Origin of the sequence: Limnobacter sp., from assembly GCF_043511195.1 — a bacterium.
Taxonomy (GTDB): Bacteria; Pseudomonadota; Gammaproteobacteria; order Burkholderiales; family Burkholderiaceae_B; genus Limnobacter.
On the sequence record NZ_CP121330.1, the window covers coordinates 3,154,712 to 3,175,524 of the forward strand.

Here is a 20,813-nt window from a genome sequence, read left to right on the forward strand (position 1 = left end):
TTATTTGGTCCTATAATTGACCGAAAAAAGCCTTTTGGCTCAATGCCGAGAAAATCTTTTCGCTTTGACATTCACCATTAAGCATCCTATCCACACTACGATTGATTTTTGAAACTACCAAGTGATATTTATCGATAAGCTCAGTATTGGGAAGAAGGACTTCAAAGTTTCTAAGTTCAATCGGAGATATGTGTGGAATTGTTGTTTCAGTTGGACAACAGTGTTTTTCGAAGGCTTGTGACTTTATGCAACTATAAATGTAATCAGTATAGAAGTCGCGGTGTGGTCGTAATCTAGTAACACGCTGAACTAGATATGTTTCACGTTGATTTTCAGGAAATACACATACTTTTAACCCGCTGGATATCCATGGACGGTCCATGGCAAGAATAATATCTCCAGCCTTGATCAAATAACCACTGAGCTTTTGCAACTTATTTTTCGGCCAGAATGCGGTGTCACTCCAGTCGAAATATCCCGTGAGAGTATTCGCACCTCGGCAAAGTCGCACTGCTTCTGGCGAATCACTAACGTATTCATCACTCTTGAAAGCAAACCCTGTAGTGACATCTGCCAGTTGAGTAATAGGAACCTTTTTAAACCCCTTTGGATTTGTCACTGGATCACCAAACATATCCAAAAACACGGCGCGAAGGAATTCGTCGGCGAGCTGGATAGCTTGCTGGCGCTTGCGACGAATTGCGTAAGCTTTATCAAGGATTGCAGCGATACGTTTTTGTTCAGTTAGCGGTGGAAGTGGGATTTCAACCCCCTTAACCAAATCAATATTAAGATTTTTTACCACAGCACCTGCAGCTAAGGCTGAAAAACGTCGTTTTAAAAGTTCACTGCCTAGCAAGTGATAGAAGTAGTCCGAATCCACTTTCTCTGAATCACCAGAAAGCACCAACCAACCATCATGAATACATCCAGTTGTTTTCATAATGTACGGACGACCAAAACTCATTGAGTTTGTCAGCAGAAAATCACCAGGTCTTACCAGCCGAGTTTTCGACAGACCTTGAGGCTTTATCTTGAGCTTTGTTTTCTCAATATATTTTTCGCTATTAGTTGCATCTTTAATCGATATCCAATTCAAACCATCATCAGCATCAGTGATGAAATCATCAATAGGACGAGGAGAACCGCCGCGAGCTATTTCAAAAATGCTCTCTAGCTTCACTTGTTGCCAATTCACAGCATTCCCTCCAACTCAACTAGATCAGCCATAATCTCGTTCTCCAACGCTATGAGCTTTTTCAGAATTTTCTTTGGATCATCGTATTGCTCTTCCTTATACACCGCCTCCTTATAGCGGTTTATGGACAGGTCGAACTTGTTGTCAGCAATGTCGTTGGCATCAACCACAAACGCTTTTTTGGTTTTGTCACCGAAAGCATTATTGATATCTTCAGCTTTCGTATTTGCTTCAATCAAAGCACGATATTGCTTCCACTTGGCGATTACATCGGGAAGGTCATTACTACCTTCTCCCTTCAATTCGTTACGCTTGTCGTCCAGTGAGTAGCCATCAGCTTGCAGATCGTAAAACCAGATGCGCTCGGTGGTGCCACCCTTGGTAAATATCAAAATCGCTGTACTCACACCCGCATAGGGTTTGAACACACCGCTCGGCAAGCTCACTATTCCTTCAAGTTGATTGTTTACAATCAGCTCTTTACGCAACTGTTGGTGAGCATTGGAGGAACCAAACAAAACTCCATCTGGCACGATGACGGCGGCACGGCCACCAAGCTTGAGTCCGCGCAGAATATGCGCCACAAACAGCAGTTCAGTCTTTTTGGTTTTGACCATACCCAGCACATCAGGGTTGGTGTTGGTTTCGTCCAGGGTGCCTTTGAATGGCGGGTTGGCAAGAACTACATCAAAAAAGTTTTCTTCCTGCCGCGGGAAGTTCTCTTTAATGGATTTACTCAAACTGTCTTGAAACAGAATGTTCGCACCATTCACACCATGTAGTGCCATATTCATGCTGCTTACGCGCAGCATCGTGGTGTCGAAATCGAAACCCCAAAACATGTTTTTATTGATGTGGTCGCGGTACGGTTCTAATAAGTCACCGGTGTAGTGCTTATTGCCTTCTTCATCGGTAAAAGTACCGTGCTCACTGGAATATTTTTTATTCAAGTATTCCATGGTGCGTGCTAGAAAACCTGCAGTTCCACAGGAGGGGTCACAAATGGTCTCAGTAGGCTGCGGGTCTAGCAGCTCAATCATCGCGTCGATAATATGGCGGGGAGTGCGGAACTGGCCATTGATACCCGCCGTGGTCAATTTGCTAAGAAGGTATTCGTAAATATCACCCTTCACATCACTTTGGGTTAGAGGTAGCTCGTCTACCATCTCGACAGCGCTGACCAACACCGATTCATTTTTAATCTCTAAATCAGCATCCTGCATGTATTCGCCAATATGGCCTAAGGCTTCGAGGGCGCTGCCATCACTTCCCAGCCCTTCTTGCTCATCAGATTTTTTTCCCAATTTAGCAAAGTAAGGAAACACATTCTGCTTTAGGTGTTTGTGCAGCTCTTTGCCGCTTAAATTTTTAAAGTTCTTCCAACGTAGCAATTGTCCTTCTGGCGTATTAGGGAACAAACGATCGAACTCACCATGACCATCGCCTTGTTTTTGAAGTGCATTGGCCTTGCGCTCGGCCATGTCTTCCTGCATGTCGAGCATGCGGGCAAACATCAGGTAGCTAATCTGCTCGATGACAGTTAGTGGATTGGTAATACCGCCAGTCCAGAACTTTTCCCAGAGTTTGTCGATGTTGTTACGTATTTTTCCAGTTAGCATTTTATTACTCGTTTATTGGTTATCGTTTGCTTCTAATTTGTCGCTTGATGCAATGGACGAAGTTTCCAATGCATCGACTGTTTCCTGATCCTCTATCTGCCTAATACCTTGCTCATCACTCACCTCGTCGATTAGCTCGACAATTAGGGCAAGGCGTTCGGTTTCAAAGTCCACATGGGTTGCCTCAAGGTGGGGCAGGCTTTTGCTGACTTTGGCAGAGAGCTTACTGAACCGATCTACCTTGCCGTACAAACCCTGCTGGCCAGCAAGCGCTGTGATTGTGCTGTTGTAGTGATTGCTTACCGTTTTTAAGGTGCCGCCCAGGCTATTTAAGCGCTCAGCAACAGTACACACCGCATTGAAAATCTCGCCTGCTTTTTCACTGATTTCGCGAGCCTCAGCATTGCTGCGCTCAATCATCCATAGATTTGACACGGTGCGCAGAATTGGAATCAGCGTTGTGTGAGAAACAAGTACAACACCTTTCTTGTATCCATACTCAAACAAATCTTTGTTGTTCTTTAGTGCCTCGATGTAGGCAGGCTCAATCGGCATAAACATCAGCACAAAGCTAGGGCTACGCATGCCAACTAAGTTGGTGTAGTCTTTTGACGCCAAATCATCAATGTGCTTTCGCACCGCCCTTGCATGCTCAACCATGGCCAATTGGTATTCCTCAGGCGATTGCGCACCAACAGCACGGTCGTATGCATTCAACGCCACCTTGCTGTCGATGATGATGTGCTTTCCATCAGGTATTTTGATCAGGTAGTCCGTCTGCTTTTGTTTACCCTCGGCATCCTTGAATGAACTTTGAACTTCGAAGTGGGCTTCTTCGATTAAACCGCTCATTTCCAGCGTGCGACGCAATTGCGCCTCACCCCAGGCACCACGCTGCTGAGAATCGCCCTTAAGCGCAGAAGTCAGGTTGTTCGCTTCCTTGCTCATCTGCAAGCCGATATCCAGAATCTTTTTGATCTCGGAATTAAGACTGGTATTGCCTTGCAGCGAAGCATCATGTACCTCGTTGATACGCTTCTGAAACCCTTCAATCTGCTCACGAAAGGGTTTGAGCATTGTGTCGATACTGGTCTGACTGGTCTGAGTAAAAGTCTTGCCTTTTTCCTCGAAGATTTTGTTAGCCAGATTCTCGAATTCTTTAGTCAACGATTGCTTAGTCTCACCTAGCTGCTGCATTTGTTCTTTGAAATGCTCCTCTCTTCGTTCAAAGGTGGTCTTCAGTTCAGTATGTTGATTGTTAAGCGCTTGATAGCGGTCTTGGAGTTCGTTGTAACGTTGTTGGTACTCCGTAAAGCTCTGCTTGATTTCTTTAAGTTGCTCTCGCGCTTCGAAGTTGGAAGCCTCTTGCTCCTTGGCCTTTTTTCCTTCCTGCGCGACTTCATCTTTAAGTTGGCTTACCAGGCAACGCTCTTGTTGAACGCTCTGCTCCGTTTTTTCCAGTCGGTTTCGCAAATCCAGCACTTGGTCTTTCAAGTTTTGCTCTGTGGCTTGAGCAGATGATTGAAAGCCATCCAGCTTTGTCTGCAATCTACTTTCACACAGTTCTTTCTCGTGCAAGGCAGTTCCTAGCTGCCTGATTTCATCTTGCTGCTTCTCGCTATGTATGCTGCTCAACTCAAGGGCCTGCTCGGCCTGTTTTATCTGTTCGCTGAGCTCCGTGTTCTTTCTGCCCAGCAGAACCATAGCCAGCAAATACCCCAGCGCAGCGAGCCCCAAGCCCGCAACCAGAGTGATTACGGTAAGTTCAGTTGTCCATTCCAGTGATTGCATGTTTACTCCTGGGCATTGCCAGGCTGTAAGCCTGGTGATTTGGGTTCGGCCTTGATAAAAGGCCTCAACACGGTAATGAGCTCACCTACGTCATCAGGTTTAAATACCCCGTCAATTCCTTCGTGCGAAACAGAAGTAAATGGCGCGTCATAAAGCTTTTCGATCACGATAGAGCCATGCTGAGCAATATAATTTTTCAGCAGATTCATAAACCGCACCTGTGGTGCTGTGAGCGTTGAATGGGCGTGCAAAAATTTCTTAAAGTGATCTTCAATGGCTTGTGGATCTAGCCCGATAATTTCACGAACAGTCAGATGTAATTGATCTGCTGTACGGCCATAGAACTCATTCAATAGCTCAAGGCTTACACCAGGATGGCTAGTAAGTATCGTTGAGGTCAGTGTTTTTAGTTCTGGCTCAGCGATAGGCTCACCTCGGCGGATTTTCTGCAAGGTTGGGTTGGCAATCACCATTTGGTCCAGAATATCTTTAAGCCTGCGTCGGTAAATCATGGCCTCGTTGGCCCCAGCAATTTTTACCTCTCGCGTTGTTTCTTGTACTCCAGAATCTCCAGTGCGAGTTGTGCTGGTTTCATAGCCAGGGCCAGTTAGCTGCTGACGATATTTCATGATTCCCCGCAACTCTTTACGGGCTTTTTCCAGTTTTTCAATCGTCGAGGTTTGCCAAAAGTCCGCGCTACGCACTTCCGCAATCATGGCGTCTTTCTGGCGTACCGCCTGAATGTTAACCGCTAGCTTGTCCAGCTCGGCCAGTAACTGATCTCGGCAATCATCAAAGCAGCTTGCTTGTTCAACCATACAACGTTCAAGGGTCGCTATAAGCTTGTCAAGCTGGGTTGCATGCTTGTCGCGAAGAACACGGGCTGACATTAAGGGCGCGATGACATTGGAAAGCAGGTGCTGGGTTTTAGCATCGAAACTTTTCAGTAATCCGGTTTGCTGTAATTGGTGAACAGTTCGTAGTTCTCGCCTTACCGCGATACTGGTATCAGGCAAGTCATTAACATCAGCTCGAAGTAATTCAATAGCAGCATCGAAAGCAACAGCGTGGTTTTTCTGTAGTGCAACCTGCGCCAGTTCAAGCCGTGCTTCAAAAGTTGTTTGCAATAAAGATTTGCTACCTGTGTCGTCGGGCTCTTGATATTCTTCTTCGAAGAAGTCGAAGTTTCCATAGTGGTCGAAAATCAAGAACTCAGTCTTGTGCCTTCCTGGGCCAAACAGGTTTTGGCGCAAACGTGTACCACGACCAATCATTTGCCAAAACTTCACCCAGCTTTTTACAGGCTTCGCAAACACAAGGTTTACAACTTCCGGTACGTCAATACCTGTATCTAACATATCTACTGAAATCGCAATCCGAAAATCGTTGCCTGGTTTTTTGAACTCTTTGATCAGGCTTTCCACATGGGGAATCGCATTGTGGATGACTTTACAGACCTTGGTGCCGTACTGCGGATAGAGTTTACAAAACAGTTTTTCTAGGTGCTCCGCATGATCTTGACGCTGAGCAAAGACAATTGTTTTACCGACCAAGGAGCCCGTCTCATCCTTAATGCCATTGTTGATCAAATTTTCTAGGATTATGCGATCGGTATCTTCACTGAAGATCTTGCGGCCAATGTCTTTACCCGCAATGGTTGTATTTCGAGCCTCTTCCTCGCCAAGATCTTCTTCTAACTGTCGCTTTTGATCCTCACTTAGATCGTTGTAATGAATACCATCACGAAGAAAGTCGGTAGTCAGGTCTTTTACCCGAAAAGGAGCCAAATACGGTGGCTCATTATTTATAGCTGCGTCCAAGCCAAACTCAAATGTAGGATCGGTTGTCTCACAATCAAATATATCGAAGGTATTGCGACTAATGAATTTAACTGGAGTCGCAGTCAAGCCCACCTGCAGAGCGTCAAAGTAATCAAACAGGTCTCGGTATTTGTTGTAGATGCTTCGATGGGATTCATCAGCAATAATGAGATCGAAGAATCCTACATCCAACTGCGCGAAGCGGTTCATCATGCCCGGGTAGGTAGCAATATAGATTCGCGCGCTTTGATCGATCTTATTGGTTTCACCAATCACGCAGCGTGGTTCAGATGGCAAGTTTTGCTTAAACGCATCATCTGCCTGCACCCGTAATTCTTTCCGGTCACAAAGAAATAGCGCCCTCTTGGCCCAGCCAGTGCGTAACAGCAGCTCAGCCAATGCAATGGCTACGCGGGTTTTACCTGTACCAGTAGCTTGGATAATCAGCGCCTTACGGCGCTGGCTTTGGAAGTGCGCAGCAACTGTTTTAATTGCTTCGATCTGATAAGGGCGATCAGCAATGCTGAGTTCTGGATTGAATTTTTCCAACTCAGCGGCACGATAATGACGCTGATAAATCAAGTAATCCAGGCTGTCCTTACTGTAGAAACCGTAGACAGGTCGATAGGTGTTGTACTGGTGATCGTCCCAGATAAAGGTTTCGTAGCCGTTGGAATAGAAAATAACCGGGCGTTGGAAACCCATGCGTTCAAAGGCATCGGCATAGAGACGAGCCTGCTCACGACCTGCTTGCAGATTAGTGTTCCCAGACTTTTTTGCCTCAATTACAGCAAGCGGCTGGCCGTTGTCACCCCAGAGCACGTAATCGACGTAGCCCTTACCGCTTGGATTGTTCGGAAATTGTACTTCAATTTCCTGGCCGACCTGATCTTGATTCTGAATGTCCCAACCAGCTTGCAACAGCATGGCATCGATCAACAAAGCGCGAGTTTTGGCTTCATTCCATTGCAGACTGTCTGCAACCTGTTGACTTTGCTGCTGGCGTTTCTGTCGATCAGGCCTTACTGGTGGTTCAAGCTTGTCAATGTTCTTAGTGCGCTCACGCTCCAGTTGTTCCATGACTCTCTCAAGTTCTACCTGCTGCTTTTGCAGTTCTTTCTCGTAGCTAGAGACAGATTTTTGAAGTTGGTTGAGCGTTGATGTTGGATCGCCGACATCGACAAACGCAGCAAGTTGTTCCTTTTTCTTGCCGTAATATTTGATGCCCATGTACATGGCCAACTGGTGCGCAGTACCCAGGGCCATTTGTGCGTTACGAAACTCACCCTCTGCTCCGTGAGCAGTGTCATTGCCTTGAATTCGCAGGAAGTTGATTTGGTGAATCAGAGATTTGCTGACGCAATCTTCGAAAACGGGGCTTTTAATCAGCTCATAGAAACTGGACTGCGGCAGGCGCGGCAGGAGTTCTTCCTTGTAAATCGCCTTGGTCAGTTCCTCTGCAAAGCTACGCAGACGGGTCAAAGCACTACCCGGATCAATATGCAGTACTGCTTCCGCCAACCCACCAAGGTTAGCAAGCAGATCATTCTCAGGCCGCAGGAATTCGAAGTTCACTGATTTCATAAAAATTATTCTATCCATGACGACCTAATAGCGAAGATCGTGCCAAGTTTAATAAATCACTGGGAAATACCGTATTTTTCCATCCAATTGTTCAATGTCTGGTAGTTTTTCAAGCCCAAAAGCTGTGCTGCCCGTGTCTTATTTTGACCGCTACATGTCAAAGCCTTACGGATATAATTCGCAGCCACAGAACCAATTACTTCCTGAATATCAATGCCTTGCGATACGTCTTTATTTAGAAAACCTGCATTAATATCCGGCATGTTAAATAGTGCCTGACGCAGATCGACAGCAGTAATTTAATCGCCCTGACACCAGAGTGCTGCCCTTAATAAGGTGGACTGTAACTCACGAACATTCCCACGCCAAGAATGCCGAAAGATAATATTTTTTGCCTCAGGAGAAATTTTCTTATCTTTGAGAGTTAGATCATTGGCGCCCAACTCTCGGATTAGGGTGTCCGTCAATAGTGAAAGATCCCCTTCCCTTTCCCTCAGGGGTGGGAGATGCAAAACCCCTACCGCAACACGGTAAAACAGATCCTCTCTAAATTGACCACTGGCCACTGATTCCATCAAGTTGCGATGTGTAGCCGTAATTAATCTGACATCGACCTTCCGCTCCTTGAGACCACCCACCGGTACGAATGAACCCTCCTGTAAAACGCGCAATAGCCGCACTTGCACACTGGGCTCCAACTCGCCAAATTCATCCAAAAACAAAGTGCCTCCGTCCGCCTGCTCAAATACACCAGGCTTGTCTGACACTGCACCGGTAAAAGCACCTTTTTTATGACCAAAGAGCACAGAGTCAACCAGCTCGCTGGGAATTGCACCGCAGTTAACAGGCACAAATGCCTTATCCCCCCTTTTACTTGCATTGTGTATTGCGCGGGCAAACAGTTCTTTACCTGTCCCTGTCTCACCATAAATCAACACAGGCAATTCACGCTCTGCCAATATTTGCGCCTGCGCTTTTAGCGCCTTCATCTGGGGGTTTCGGGTAACTATATTGTCGAAGGCGGCATTGATAGGCGCGGTGGCTTCGGCCAGTTGACCGATCTTTGAGCTACTAATGCTTTTAACAGCAGGCAAGTATTCAGCAGAAAGCTCAAATGGGATATCGATCTGCTGCACCCCCTCTTCCAACGAGGATTGATAAAACTGACAGGGATAACGGGTTTTGCCCAACAAAATCCAGACAGCCTGCATGGCCGGGGTTCCTGGACTTAACAAAATGGACAGGTTACAGCCCTGAGCACTTACTCTGGCTAACTGCTCATTGACCTGAATGTAAATTTCGCCAAAGTTAACTGGCGAAGACAATGCAATACTTTGGGAATTGATCGGGAGTGGGACATATTTCTGAAGCCAATCTAAATAGGGCTTTACTTGATCTTCTGGATAGCTATAGAGAAGTTCTACAGCGTCGAATGCCTGTGCCCTTAGTGTCGCGGCAATTGGCCCGAGGGCTTGTCCCTCTGCATTGATGTTACCGGTGGCTTTGAGGTCGTTCCCCCCAATCCAGCTAACCAGTATTTGAGGCTTAACCTTCCGCATCCGTGAACTCCAAAATATCGGCCACCGCACATTCAAACAGGCGACATAGCTTGTCCAAAGCCTCGACATCGATCTTTTGCGCTGTCTCCTTGTACATCAAGGTCACCGTATTTCGGCTAAGTCCAGTTTCGCGTAAAACATCGGAGATTTTCATTTTTCGCTCCCCCATGAGGCGAGCAAGATGGCAACGAATCATGACCAGATCCTACGCATAAAAGATTGATCATGATATTAACCTTCCATCCTAAAAAATTAAAGATTAGATGAAATATTTACACATAAAAACAAAAACTAGTCATTTGCGCTGATTAAAGCTTTTTATCGAAAAATAGAAAAAACTTCCTTGAACATCCCAAAATTATTCGGTGCACGATATGGCAAAAGTGAATGGGGTTACCCGCTCAGAATCAACTTCTGCGTATTCTGTATTCATGATCTCAAACTATCCTTGGCTTGTAAGCGGCCCACTCCTTCAAGAATAAAGCAAAAGGCATCAGATCAAGATCACTCCCTAGGTCGAGCTCCGTCGCCCTCCATCCCAAGATGGTTATTAACATCTGTTGACTGAAGCCTTGATCCTCAAATTTGCAACGATAAATCGACCCTGAAAACCCGTGAAAGTCCACGTAGCCATTCTGAATTTCGAAGCAACGAATGCCAGAATTCAGACTCCAGACAGCGTCCTCACCATCATGAGGCGCCGAAACCAATCGATAAAGCACTCCTTGTTTGTCGATATATTTAATGACGCCCCACTGGTACGCCTGTTTAATTTGCGTAGACGATTTTTGGGTTTCCGATGCAGACTTTTCATTACTAGATTTATCAGATGAGCTGGTTTTCTTGTTCACCGTAATCTTCCTGATTGAACTGAGCCCTCCCCCTAGCTCTTCCGTTTTTCAGAGCCTTTGAGGAGGACAGTTTTTTGATACATCGAGCTCGAGTCATCACCAAGATAACTAGGCTTTCACACCTCAATATGATCAAAGAATCTGACCTTGGCCCCCATCTGTTCCAAAGCGATCCTCACCGTGAGCTCCTGAATTAACTGTCTTCCACGAAGCGTTGCACCTCGCCCCAACCCCATCTGAGCGAGAGTTAAATCCACATGGCAGGCAACCACACGATCTAAAATCGACTGGAGCGAACGAAGATCACTTTCTTGTCTTGCCAGAAAATTCAGAGCCTGCGGCGCGAAATCGACGTTGCGATAGGCCTTCGTCAGCATGCTGCGAATAATGATCAATCTCTGACTGCGATCAGGGTAGGAGATATCAAATACGTCAAACCGGGATCTGAGAGGGGCTGAAACCGAACTTAAATTATTCGAAGTCGCCACATAGATCACCCTTGAAGCATCAAACTCTATGGACCCATATTCATCTCGCAATTCGCGGGCGGTTTGTGGCTCCAGTGCTGCCAGCAACGGTCCCTCAACAGGGTGCTGCTGAAATGACGACATCTTGTCGATCTCATCGAGAAGAATAAGGGGCGAAGCTGTTTCACTTCTTGCCAACTCAGAGAAAATTAAACCCGTCTGACCGTTTCCCCATTTGTTGGATGTACCTGTCAGCACTCCACCCATTGATGTGGCCGAGATGTTTATATACGCGTAGCGGGTGTTCAAAGCCTCGGCCAATTCGCGAGCAAATGCACTTTTACCTGTCCCCTTCGGTCCATCCAGCAAAATTGGCTTGAGCCTTCGCTCCTGGGAGTTTTTTAAAGGCCAGATTCGCATTTGCCTAAGCACGTGATCAACGACATGTGCAAAATTTGGAAAGTTAGATCGCAGGTGTTGCAGCCGCTTCTCAATCGAAGTACTGGGCTTGATAATTCTTCTAAAGCCGTTGTTTTGAGACATTGAAACAAACAGCCGCCAAGAGCGGCCAATACGTTCACGGTCCTCACCAATTTGTTCGACAAATTCTGATGTGGCTCTGGCTGTAAAGATCCGAGCCTTACCCTTATATGCCGTTAGGTATGCTTTGCTATCACTCATGCACTCCTTCAAGTGCTTAAGAAACAAGCTCGTAGAGTCTGGAACTTTGAGATTCTCTGCTTTTTTCAACGCCTTTTGAGAGTGATTTTTCTTCTCCCCACCATCTTGAAATACCCAACTGGGGTGCTCGTTCAGACTGTCAGACCACTTCTTCTTTAATTCTTCGAATCGCTTAGAGTCAAAAAAATCATGAAGTTCTTCATGAAAATCCAGACTGTTAAGTTGCCTGATAAATTTATCCTTGGAAAGCAATTGCATTCTGCTTTGCAGCTCTTCTTGTCTATTTCTAGGAATGAGAATTTCACACAAGTCGCTGTAGTAGTACTCACTGCAAACTACACTTTCCTGTTGGGGAATCCCTCTCCGTAGGAAAGCGGTCTCACCAAATGGATATTTGCTGCCCTGCCCCTGGTTATTCATGCAGATTCTCCACGTACAAAATGATGGGCCAGCAAGACACTTTTCTCACCTTTATCGAATGCACGTGCGCTTGCACAATCAGCCTCGTGCAACACAAAGCTCTCGGGAGTTTTACGCTTTCGAGCACCCGACTGATCATGCTGTCGCTTCACGGCGCAGATGGCATGTTCAAGCTGTAGTTCACGCTTAAGTGGATAATTCCCTGAATTAGAGCAAGCCGCTGCGATCCACTTGAGCATGGTTTGCTCATGGCCAAGTAGTTTGCAATTGAGATTTGTAGAATAAACATCAGGAGCAAGACGGTAGTAATCGTCCACCTTGGCGGCATCATGTAATAGCGCCGCAAGAAGGGTAAGACTTAGGTCAAAAGCGGGTTTACCTATGCTTCTCTGCCACGGCGACGCCGCTAAAAAGCTAAGCAAAACATTGGCCACCGTTTCTGCTGTGTGCAACATAAGTCCGTGATCGCCATTGTGATGACTGCGTGTTGAAGCCGCGTACTTCAGGAACCTGGGGAAGCGGTTGCTCTGCAACATGATTCCCAAATAAAGGGTACGGTCCTCGGGGGTTAGCAATCGAAACGTTTCACTGAAGAACTCGCACAAACTTGAAGCGCAGATTGCTGTGTTTCCAGCTTGATTCAAAGTGGAAGGCAATTGAGCTATTGCGTAGTCGAAAGGATTGTATTCAGGCTCACCCTCAGCTGGGCTCAATCCCGACACCCAGCAGTTCTTACCATCATCGACAGCACGGGCCCACAACGAGGGAACAACCTTAACGACCGAGTGATCTCCCAGGCCATCTACGCCACTACAGGCTAGATTTACAAATAGCATTCCTTGGTAGATTTGATCAGCCGCAGCGTAAACCGGTATACCAAGCTTCACGTAAGTTACGCCCTCGCGCTGCTGTCTTTGCGAAACATAACCACGTTTGGCCACGCAAATTCCAGTACCAAGTTTTGCGAACTGCGGCATATTCAAACCAGAGAAAGCACCGGTAAAAAGCTGATTGGCATCTGGATTGATGCGAACCATTTTCTGAACACAAACTTTGTTGGCGTGAATACCTTGGCTAGTACAGACCGTTTGTTTATCGGCTTGAGCGCTAAAGGAGCTATTACCGGTTTGAAGTTTTGGATTGATCATGGTTATTCTCCCTGAGTGTTCTTGTTTTGGTAGCTTGCAAACATTTGCAGCCATGGGCTTTGAATGGCAGCTTTAGAAGCTTGATTCACGCCGGTAATAGACGCAGAAGATGTGGGTGCCGCTTTGGGTACTCGTGATGGCTGGGCTTGCTTTGGAGCCTCCGAAACAGAGGACTTTTCCGCCACCGCCACAGAACTCGGAGCAATCGGCGGTGATACACCGGGACCCAAGTTGGCAGCCAACATGCGCTCAAACGCTGAGCCATCACGACGAGTCAAATTGGGTACATAGCGTGAGTACACCTTGAACAGCATTTCTGTGGACGAATGCCCCATCTGAAATGCAATCCACTCCGGTGATTCACCCGCGGCCAACATCAACGTGGCGAAGGTATGCCGGGTTTGATAGGGTGTACGGAGCTTCAACCCAAGGGATCGAAGCATGGGGTACCACACCCGATTGCTCATGTTGCGGTTGGTCAAAGGCCCGCCATTGCCATTGGCAAACACATATGGCGATTTCTTGCCCGTAACTTCCCACTGGGTTTTAAGGGCTTCATACACCTGTGGTGCCATTTGAATGTCCCGGTTGGAATCGGCTGTTTTAGGCGTTTCCTCGTAGTCATCCACAATGGTTTCACGAATGGTGATCAGTCGCTTTTCGAAATCGATGTACTTCCACTTCAGCCCATGAATTTCTCCAGGGCGCATACCTGTGAAGAACTTCACCGTGAAGTAATCCCGAAAGTCCTCGCGGCAGTACTTGATGATCATCTCCACCTCTTCAATCGTGAAGGGTGTGACATCAGTCTTTTTGATCCGCATCCGTTTTATATTCTGGTACGGAGTGGTAAAGTTGAATCGATCAGCGGCTTCATCTAAGACCTGTTTCACAGACGTCATCACATGATTGATCCGTGAAGCTGACATTGTTGTTCCTGGTTTTTTGCCCGGGGCTTTGGCGAGAACTGAGCGAAATTCCAGAAGGTCCTGTTTGGTGATACTGCTGATCACCCTATCTCCAAACTGCGGGATCAACCACTTTTCCAAGATGTCCCGCTTGGTGCGAACGTTCGAACGCTTCCAAAGGGATTCGTTTTCCGTAATGAACTTTTCCGCGAATTCGGCGAAAGTTGGGTGCCCGGCTGAGGAAATATTCTCAACCGCTTGGCGCACCGACTGGTTGGCCATTGGAATGGAAACCATTGGCGAGGCGGGTTGATATTGTTGAGTTTCGAGGGCTTCAATTTTTTCCAGATTTCTACTTGATGGAAATGCGGAACGATATCGAAAAGAGCCTTTTTTAATCTCAGTCACGATTCCAGCCATCACGCGCTCCATGAGCTTGCGATTCTCAGGCGTATCTTTCAAATTAGACTGTTCACGACACCGCACTTTCAAATACTGAAAGTCGAAGTAAAGCAGTCCAGTCTCGGGGCGTACACGAATTTGTGACATCACATACTCCTTGAAGCAGTCATCGGAATAGCCGATGCCAAGGAAGCCGCCGAGAACATATCTTGCTCAATCTGCTCCCAGATGAACAAAATCTTTCTTCCTCCAAAGGGTCGAAAATAATGACGGCCTTCGATCAAAACCGAATCTTTCAGGCGATCCCGGATGGTTCGAATGTCGTACTTGATTCGAGCAGAAAGCTCTTCTGTTGTTAGATAAGTTGCCATGATTACTCCAGTAGGGTTTAAACTAGGAGATCATTTAGATCTTCAAAAGAAATAAATGATCTTCTGTAGATCATTATGCACTATTTTAGATCTTCTGCAAGCGATTTTGATCTTCTATAGATCATTTTGTAACTAGAGGGAACAATGCGTATTCATTTCGCGAGGCTATTAGGCGAACACAAGAAGAAAATTACAGACGTAGCAAGAGACACTGGCATCAACAGAGGGACGTTGACCAGGCTGTATCACGAGACAGCGGAGCGGGTGGATTTAGAGGTGTTGCAGCAGTTGTGTGACTACTTCGACTGCGAGGTAGATGTTCTACTAGAGAGGACGAAGGACTAATCGAATGTGCGGTCGATATGTTCTTGAAGGGCCAGTGTCGCGATTGACTACATACTTCGATGCACGCCATACCGAAGACCAAAGTCAGTTCAAGAACAGCTACAACATTGCTCCCACCACACAGGTGCCCGTAGTAAGAATAAATCGCGAAGGCGAACGAGTCATTCTTAACCATATTTGGGGGCTCATTCCCTACTGGGCTAAAGATATAACTGGCAGTGCAAAACTGAACAATGCACGCGGGGAAACTGTTCATGAAAAACCATCATTTCGAACAGCTTTCAAAAAGTTCCGTTGCTTAATTCCAGCAAGCGGCTACTACGAATGGAAAGCGCCGCCTGAGGGGAGTGGCAGCCGCAAACAGCCCTTTTACATTTACCCCAATGAAACACCCTATTTCGCGATGGCTGGTGTTTGTGACCACTGGATCGATAAAACAAATGGTGAGCTTGTCATGAGCACTGCGATCATTACAACCGAACCTTGCGAGAAGTTGAAGCAGGTTCATGACCGTATGCCAGTGATGATTCCGAAATGGGGTTGGGCTGAGTGGTTAGATCCCAAGAATCAGGATTTAATTTCGCTAAGGCAATTTGTTTCGAGCAGCGATGAAGTGAATTTTCATGCGGTGAGTTTTGAAGTGAGTGGGACAGGAAAGAATAGGGTCGACTCTGAGGCGCTTATAGAGCCAAGGTATCCTAAGCTATATGAGTAGATGAATGGCGACTATTCGGCCGAAGCGAATATTAGGGCTAACGACGGGCTGAAACGTCTGAGTTATTGGTGAAAGCAGACTTCGAAACTTCGGTGGTAGTTGATGATGACGCTGACCTTCGGAATTGAGTTCCAGGCTCACCATTTGATGACGAATAATCAGGATTTATTTTTCATCCCGTTCATGCAACGCATGACAGCTATTCATAATAATTAAGTTAAAGAAATTTTCGTGATTTTCGAACAAATGGACAGCCGTTCTTCGCCGGCTGGGTATATGACCCAATAAAAAACGTTCCAGCACTTTTATTGGCAGGGTCTAAAGTAAGAAAAATTCTGAAGCGAACAGAAAGTCGACAAATTAAATTTCAAGAATTTTAGTGGGTGAGTCTTTCTTGAGAGGCGTCAATCCGGCTTGACTGATCAGATCCTGGTGTTCGCCTACACGTCCCCCGTCAGACAGTGAACACACTTCTCCAAAAGCATCGTCATACCCCGGCGTCGACCTACGGCGGATACAAGGCATCTGGTTCAGGCCGCAGTGATGGGTGGCAGGCAGATTTACGAGCCAGGATTCCAACTCTCAAAAGCGGGCATCATGCTGCTAGACTTGATGCCTGACAACGTCTCTCAAGGTGAGTTTGACTTCGATTCGCCTAAAACACGAGATCGCGGCAGGTTAATGGCAGCGATGGATGCCATCAATGATTGATTAGGACGCGGCGCCATCCATGTAGGAATTGCAGTCGATGCGGCAATAGAGACTTACACCTCAATACTCGAGTAAATTTAGCGACATACCGCTTGCACGGGCATAAGTCTCATGTGCAAAGATTGCGGCCGCTGACTTCTTACAGGCGAGAGAACGGTCTCCGCCACAATTCGGACATGGCGGTTGTATGGCATGCTTAGCGCTAAAGAACGAACTGGAGCGGTTTGCTGACATTGCAGAGCCCAACTATACGTAGCGGGTCTGGCATCGTCACCAAACCAATCATGCCGAGGCCAAGGCCGACATCGCTGACTACATCGTCGGCTTCTGCAACAGCGTGCGGCACTTCAAACTGGGCAAGCTACCGCAGAATGCCTTTGAGCAGAATGGGCCATCAAACAACCTATCGTTGTGACCGAAAAATCTTGACCAGCACACAGTGCTATCACCAATCCTTATTCCCCCAAGGCGGCCAGACCTCTGCGGAACGCGGGAGATGGAGCAGGCTCACCACGACGCCGTATTGCTCCGCATAAACCTTCATCTCGCGCAGCGGCGTGTCGGCGCTGGCGTGTGGAAACCAGACTGACGCCGGAATCTGGGTTCCTGTACGGTCGTGCGTGATCTCAGTCTTAGCGGCGAGCGCACTGTCGGGCACAGGAATCACGCTTTTTCGTGTCCGGAAGAAGGCCCCGGCCTTGGCTGCGGGTTCGCTGGACCAAGCCCAGTTGATGAAGCCATCGTTGGAAATTACCAGCACGGCCTTCTCATCTGTATATTGCAACCATTTCAGTATTGCCGCTGTCAGCGAAACACCATAGCGATCTGCGCAATGCCCCAACAGATCAAGATCGACTGTGGCGGTGGTTACCTGCTTTCGATAGTCATCGAGCGGCATTAACAAGTATGAGGCGAACAAATCGGCCTGCCCCTCAATGTCCTTGTCATCTTTCGACCAGTTCAGCATGTCAGCGTCGCTGCATTGGAACGACTCCCTGAGTTGCCTATGCAAGATGTAGTGCCCAAGCTCATGAGCCTGTGTAAAACGAATGCGTCCGGATGAAGATACCGCTTCGTTGTACAGCAGCAGCCACTCCTTTCGCTCATCACCAGGAAAAAGAGCGCCGTCGAAACCCTTGATGTTGGCAGCCTGCACTTGAGTGATCGGATCTGGCCAGCCGAAGATGCGGGCCGCCTCCATCGCAAGTAACGGTACATCCACCGGAAAACGGTCCATGCCGTGCGCGACGCTGAACACCTCAGCCATTTTCTCCAGCCGGTTGGCTGCGCGCTGCGGTGTCCAGACCTCCGTCATTACGAGTTCTTCTTGAAGGTGTTCAGTATTTTGCGGAGTTGCTCTTTCGCATCAGGCTCAAGCTTCTGATAGCCGCGAAAAAAAGCCTCGTCCAAATGTCGCTCTTCTGGAGCACGCACATCCTCTTCCAGGAAATAAGTAGCCGCAACGCCCAGTGCGTCGGCCAATGCCGTGAGTTTTTCCGCCGAAGGCCGCTGGGATTCGCGGTTTTCAAGCTCCCAGAGGTAGCTCTTGCTGAGCCCTGCAAGCTCAGCCAGCTTTTCGAGTGTCAGCCCGCGCTGCTTGCGCAACTCATGCAGTTTCTCGCCGAGACGTGTCGCCATGGTCCGTCTCCTTTACAAAAGTGATAATCGAAGAATACCACGGTACCGAACTTTTTCTTTGACATCCGAGAAAAATCGCGTAACATAAAATCATGTTCACGATTCCGAACTTTTAATCATGACTCGCTGATACGAGCTGCAACTCCAAAGAAGGAGCTTTTCAGATGTCCCGAACCCATATCGACCATCGCGACCTTGTACGGTTCGCTGAAGATAAGGTCAACTTGCCCAAAGACAAGGCAGATGAATACCGCGCCCAAGCACGGCGGCTGCGCGAGAAGCTGGAGGGCTACATCTCGGAGAATTCCGACTTCTCGCTAAAGCGGATCCAGTTGTCAGGGAGCTTGGCGAAAGGTACGGCGCTACGCTCGTTAAACGACATAGACATGGCCGTCTACATCAGCGGCTCGGATGCGCCCCATGACACGCGGACGCTGCTGGACTACTTGGCCGAACGGATGCGCAAGGCATTTCCCAATTTCAGCCCCGATCAAGTCAAGCCGCAGACTTACTCGGTCACAGTGTCGTTTCGCGGAACCGGGCTGGATGTCGACGTAGTGCCGGTCCTGTACGCCGGCCTGCCCGACTGGCGAGGCGACTTGATCAGCCAAGACGACGGGTCCTTTCTGGAAACCAGCATCCCGCTGCACCTTGACTTCGCAAAGAAGCGTAAGCAGGCCCAGCCGAATCACTTCGCCCAGGTCGTGCGCTTGGTGAAGTTCTGGGCTCGGCGCATGAAGCAGGAGCGCGACGGCTTCCGATTCAAGTCCTTTATGATCGAGATGATCCTGGCCAAGCTGTGCGACGACGGCGTGGATTTCTCCGACTACCCTGAAGCGCTGCAATCTTTCTTCACTTATGTGGCGAAGTCCAACCTACGCGAGCGAATAGTCTTCGAGGACCACTACAAGGCATCGAGCGTTGCCAAGCTCGACGACCCGGTCCAGATCATCGACCCCATCAACGCGATCAATAACGTGGCGCGGCTTTACACCGCGCAGAACGCCGATGACATCGTGGAGGCTGCCCTTGATGCAGGCGACGCCATCGATTCCGCCTTGGCCGCACCCAACAAAGAACTGACGGTGTACTACTGGCAGAAAGTTTTTGGCCCCTCTTTCCAAGGTTGAACATCATGAGCTACAGCTTCACCGCGACCGAAACCAAGACCTTTACGCTGACACATGCGCGGCACCTAGCAGCCAAGGTGGCGGCAGACCTCAAGCGCCTGCAGCGCTTGTATGGGCACATCACCGACGAGCGCATCCGCGAGTTCGAAGGCGAGGCCACCGAACTGCTGCGCCAGGGCTACCTTGGAACCGTCACCTACGGATTTCAGCGCAACGACAAGTGGATCGAACCGACCTTGCGATACACGGCCAATGAATTGGCGAACGGCGACACTGACGACGATCCTGGACGCGTGCCGCCCGGCAAAGATATCAGTGGCGCGCAGTTCCACAGTTACTTGACCTACAGCGCGGCTTGGGACGCCCTGACAGCGGATCAACGTGCGGCCGTCAAGGGGCAGTTGCCCTTGCAGCGCGTGGGTGGTTCGGACGCTGCTGTCAGCAACGGCTACTTCGCTGACGACAAGACTTATGCATCCGGCGGCCGCTCACTTGGCCGCGCCAGCCTGAGGACCTATTAACATGAGCCAACAATCCAATCTGCAGGGCCTTTTCGAACGTCCTACGACGCTGCCCGATCCCGATGCCCAGGGACGCCTCGCGCGTTTGGTGGGGATGGACGACAAGATCAAGCGCCTGGCCAACGTGCTGGGCGTCTTGATCAATCCGTCTGGGCTTCGAAAGTGGCAAGACAAGCACCATGCCGACGCTGGCGGCCTGCTCGACGCCGTCATTTGCCGCCCACCGTTGGTAGTGCTCTCCGGCGATGTCGGTTCAGGCAAGACGGAACTCGCGGAGACCATTGGCGACAAGGTCGCGCGCCAGGAGAATATCGATATCACGCTGTTGCCATTGAGCCTTTCTTCACGCGGGCAGGGTCGCGTGGGCGAGATGACCCAGCTCGTCACTGCGGCTTTCGAATACGCGTTCACCGAAGCCAGCAAATTCAAGTCGACAAAAGGTGCTGCACGTGGTGGCGTGATCCTGCTGGTCGACGAGGCAGACGCTTTGGCGCAATCGCGTGAATCAGACCAGATGCACCATGAAGACCGGGCGGGCGTCAACGCCTTCATCCGCGGCATTGATCGATTCGCGAACGGCGGACTTCCTGCCGTTGTACTGATGTGCACCAACCGGCTGAATGCCCTGGACCCGGCGGTGCGTCGGCGAGCGGCGGACATCCTCGTATTCGAGCGGCCCAATGCCGAGCAACGGCATGAGGTTCTCTCCCGCCGTCTGGGAAGCGCCGGGTTTGGAAAACTCGATCTGCAGGCGCTCGTGGAGGCAACGGGCGAGCAGCCCAAGCGCGCCTACGGGTTCACGTACTCGGATATCACGCAGAGACTGCTGCCCGCTATCGTGCTGGACGCTTACCCCGACGGTCCGATCAATCCATCGCGCGCCATCGAACTGGCACGATCGATTCTGCCAACGCCACCGTTTCGCGATTCCTGA

19 protein-coding genes and 1 pseudogene are annotated in these 20,813 nt (G+C 48.7%); 6 read left to right on the forward strand and 14 right to left on the reverse strand.

From position 1 onward, the window contains the following. Positions 1-10 precede the first annotated feature (10 nt). The 12 genes from P0D43_RS14980 to P0D43_RS15035 all read right to left on the reverse strand — a co-directional run bounded on the left by P0D43_RS14980 (position 11) and on the right by P0D43_RS15035 (position 14,819). Positions 11-1,198 (reverse strand): restriction endonuclease subunit S, encoded by a 1,188-nt coding sequence (locus P0D43_RS14980; RefSeq protein ID WP_394672847.1) that lies wholly within the window; start codon positions 1,196-1,198, stop codon positions 11-13. Beyond that, the gene (locus P0D43_RS14985) at positions 1,195-2,817 is read right to left on the reverse strand and encodes an N-6 DNA methylase (RefSeq protein ID WP_394672848.1); all 1,623 of its coding nucleotides are present in this window, start codon (positions 2,815-2,817) and stop codon (positions 1,195-1,197) included. Before P0D43_RS14985 ends, P0D43_RS14980 begins: the two co-directional genes overlap by 4 nt. Positions 2,818-2,829: 12 nt before the next feature. Beyond that, positions 2,830-4,608: a DNA recombination protein RmuC gene (gene rmuC, locus P0D43_RS14990; protein ID WP_394672849.1), complete on the reverse strand. Its 1,779-nt coding sequence runs from the start codon at positions 4,606-4,608 to the stop codon at positions 2,830-2,832. 2 nt (positions 4,609-4,610) lie between these two features. Next, positions 4,611-8,012, reverse strand: a complete 3,402-nt coding sequence (locus P0D43_RS14995; protein ID WP_394672850.1) for a DEAD/DEAH box helicase family protein — start codon at positions 8,010-8,012, stop codon at positions 4,611-4,613. 56 nt (positions 8,013-8,068) lie between these two features. Continuing rightward, a complete protein-coding gene (locus P0D43_RS15000) occupies positions 8,069-8,275 on the reverse strand; it encodes a hypothetical protein (protein ID WP_394672851.1) in 207 nt (68 codons plus the stop codon). A gap of 36 nt (positions 8,276-8,311) precedes the next feature. Further along, the gene (locus P0D43_RS15005; protein WP_394672852.1) at positions 8,312-9,571 is read right to left on the reverse strand and encodes a sigma-54 interaction domain-containing protein; all 1,260 of its coding nucleotides are present in this window, start codon (positions 9,569-9,571) and stop codon (positions 8,312-8,314) included. Further along, complete coding sequence (locus P0D43_RS15010) at positions 9,558-9,767, reverse strand: helix-turn-helix domain-containing protein (RefSeq protein WP_394672853.1); 210 nt, start codon at positions 9,765-9,767, stop codon at positions 9,558-9,560. Before P0D43_RS15010 ends, P0D43_RS15005 begins: the two co-directional genes overlap by 14 nt. Before the next feature lie 241 nt (positions 9,768-10,008). Further along, positions 10,009-10,422, reverse strand: coding sequence for a hypothetical protein (locus tag P0D43_RS15015; protein WP_394672854.1), 414 nt, complete (start codon positions 10,420-10,422; stop codon positions 10,009-10,011). Between the two features lie 116 nt (positions 10,423-10,538). Next, positions 10,539-11,990, reverse strand: coding sequence for an AAA family ATPase (locus P0D43_RS15020; protein ID WP_394672855.1), 1,452 nt, complete (start codon positions 11,988-11,990; stop codon positions 10,539-10,541). Beyond that, the gene (locus P0D43_RS15025; RefSeq protein WP_394672856.1) at positions 11,987-13,138 is read right to left on the reverse strand and encodes a hypothetical protein; all 1,152 of its coding nucleotides are present in this window, start codon (positions 13,136-13,138) and stop codon (positions 11,987-11,989) included. Before P0D43_RS15025 ends, P0D43_RS15020 begins: the two co-directional genes overlap by 4 nt. Positions 13,139-13,140: 2 nt before the next feature. Continuing rightward, entirely contained in the window at positions 13,141-14,595 is a 1,455-nt protein-coding gene (locus P0D43_RS15030) for a tyrosine-type recombinase/integrase (RefSeq protein WP_394672857.1), read from the reverse strand. Continuing rightward, positions 14,595-14,819: a hypothetical protein gene (locus P0D43_RS15035; protein WP_008250376.1), complete on the reverse strand. Its 225-nt coding sequence runs from the start codon at positions 14,817-14,819 to the stop codon at positions 14,595-14,597. The genes P0D43_RS15030 and P0D43_RS15035 overlap by 1 nt, the downstream gene beginning before the upstream one ends. Before the next feature lie 144 nt (positions 14,820-14,963). Between P0D43_RS15035 and P0D43_RS15040 the strand changes: the two genes are divergently transcribed. The 3 genes and pseudogenes from P0D43_RS15040 to P0D43_RS15050 form a co-directional block, all read left to right on the forward strand. Then, positions 14,964-15,164: a helix-turn-helix transcriptional regulator gene (locus P0D43_RS15040; protein WP_350105334.1), complete on the forward strand. Its 201-nt coding sequence runs from the start codon at positions 14,964-14,966 to the stop codon at positions 15,162-15,164. Between the two features lie 4 nt (positions 15,165-15,168). Then, positions 15,169-15,879 (forward strand): SOS response-associated peptidase, encoded by a 711-nt coding sequence (locus P0D43_RS15045; RefSeq protein ID WP_394672858.1) that lies wholly within the window; start codon positions 15,169-15,171, stop codon positions 15,877-15,879. Positions 15,880-16,359: 480 nt separating this feature from the next. Continuing rightward, positions 16,360-16,590: pseudogene (locus tag P0D43_RS15050) on the forward strand (DNA polymerase V subunit UmuC); the annotation flags it as partial. Positions 16,591-17,035: 445 nt separating this feature from the next. On the opposite strand, the gene P0D43_RS15055 reads toward P0D43_RS15050, so the two are convergent. Continuing rightward, positions 17,036-17,905, reverse strand: coding sequence for an ImmA/IrrE family metallo-endopeptidase (locus P0D43_RS15055; RefSeq protein WP_394672859.1), 870 nt, complete (start codon positions 17,903-17,905; stop codon positions 17,036-17,038). Beyond that, positions 17,905-18,228, reverse strand: a complete 324-nt coding sequence (locus P0D43_RS15060; protein WP_394672860.1) for a helix-turn-helix domain-containing protein — start codon at positions 18,226-18,228, stop codon at positions 17,905-17,907. The genes P0D43_RS15055 and P0D43_RS15060 overlap by 1 nt, the downstream gene beginning before the upstream one ends. Before the next feature lie 164 nt (positions 18,229-18,392). Between P0D43_RS15060 and P0D43_RS15065 the strand changes: the two genes are divergently transcribed. Genes P0D43_RS15065 through P0D43_RS15075 form a run of 3 tightly spaced genes read left to right on the forward strand, consistent with a single transcriptional unit; the run spans position 18,393 to position 20,813 of the window. Continuing rightward, complete coding sequence (locus tag P0D43_RS15065) at positions 18,393-19,358, forward strand: CBASS oligonucleotide cyclase (RefSeq protein WP_394672861.1); 966 nt, start codon at positions 18,393-18,395, stop codon at positions 19,356-19,358. Between the two features lie 5 nt (positions 19,359-19,363). Further along, on the forward strand, positions 19,364-19,879 hold the full coding sequence (locus tag P0D43_RS15070) for a hypothetical protein (protein WP_394672862.1): 516 nt from the start codon (positions 19,364-19,366) through the stop codon (positions 19,877-19,879). A 1-nt stretch (position 19,880) separates the two neighbouring features. Beyond that, a complete protein-coding gene (locus P0D43_RS15075; protein ID WP_394672863.1) occupies positions 19,881-20,813 on the forward strand; it encodes an AAA family ATPase in 933 nt (310 codons plus the stop codon).

What these genes read in the sequence shown, in the direction of transcription:
- P0D43_RS15030 (WP_394672857.1), bottom strand. Translation starts at nt 14,595, where the DNA reads ATGTCACAAATTCGTGTACGCCCCGAGACTGGACTGCTTTACTTCGAC.
- P0D43_RS15025 (WP_394672856.1), bottom strand. Translation starts at nt 13,138, where the DNA reads ATGATCAATCCAAAACTTCAAACCGGTAATAGCTCCTTTAGCGCTCAA.
- P0D43_RS15010 (WP_394672853.1), bottom strand. Translation starts at nt 9,767, where the DNA reads ATGATTCGTTGCCATCTTGCTCGCCTCATGGGGGAGCGAAAAATGAAA.
- P0D43_RS15065 (WP_394672861.1), top strand. Translation starts at nt 18,393, where the DNA reads ATGTCCCGAACCCATATCGACCATCGCGACCTTGTACGGTTCGCTGAA.
- P0D43_RS15070 (WP_394672862.1), top strand. Translation starts at nt 19,364, where the DNA reads ATGAGCTACAGCTTCACCGCGACCGAAACCAAGACCTTTACGCTGACA.
- P0D43_RS15060 (WP_394672860.1), bottom strand. Translation starts at nt 18,228, where the DNA reads ATGGCGACACGTCTCGGCGAGAAACTGCATGAGTTGCGCAAGCAGCGC.
- P0D43_RS15005 (WP_394672852.1), bottom strand. Translation starts at nt 9,571, where the DNA reads ATGCGGAAGGTTAAGCCTCAAATACTGGTTAGCTGGATTGGGGGGAAC.
- P0D43_RS15075 (WP_394672863.1), top strand. Translation starts at nt 19,881, where the DNA reads ATGAGCCAACAATCCAATCTGCAGGGCCTTTTCGAACGTCCTACGACG.
- P0D43_RS15035 (WP_008250376.1), bottom strand. Translation starts at nt 14,819, where the DNA reads ATGGCAACTTATCTAACAACAGAAGAGCTTTCTGCTCGAATCAAGTAC.
- P0D43_RS14995 (WP_394672850.1), bottom strand. Translation starts at nt 8,012, where the DNA reads ATGAAATCAGTGAACTTCGAATTCCTGCGGCCTGAGAATGATCTGCTT.
- P0D43_RS14985 (WP_394672848.1), bottom strand. Translation starts at nt 2,817, where the DNA reads ATGCTAACTGGAAAAATACGTAACAACATCGACAAACTCTGGGAAAAG.
- P0D43_RS15055 (WP_394672859.1), bottom strand. Translation starts at nt 17,905, where the DNA reads ATGACGGAGGTCTGGACACCGCAGCGCGCAGCCAACCGGCTGGAGAAA.
- P0D43_RS15040 (WP_350105334.1), top strand. Translation starts at nt 14,964, where the DNA reads ATGCGTATTCATTTCGCGAGGCTATTAGGCGAACACAAGAAGAAAATT.
- P0D43_RS15045 (WP_394672858.1), top strand. Translation starts at nt 15,169, where the DNA reads ATGTGCGGTCGATATGTTCTTGAAGGGCCAGTGTCGCGATTGACTACA.
- P0D43_RS15000 (WP_394672851.1), bottom strand. Translation starts at nt 8,275, where the DNA reads ATGCCGGATATTAATGCAGGTTTTCTAAATAAAGACGTATCGCAAGGC.
- rmuC (WP_394672849.1), bottom strand. Translation starts at nt 4,608, where the DNA reads ATGCAATCACTGGAATGGACAACTGAACTTACCGTAATCACTCTGGTT.
- P0D43_RS15020 (WP_394672855.1), bottom strand. Translation starts at nt 11,990, where the DNA reads ATGAATAACCAGGGGCAGGGCAGCAAATATCCATTTGGTGAGACCGCT.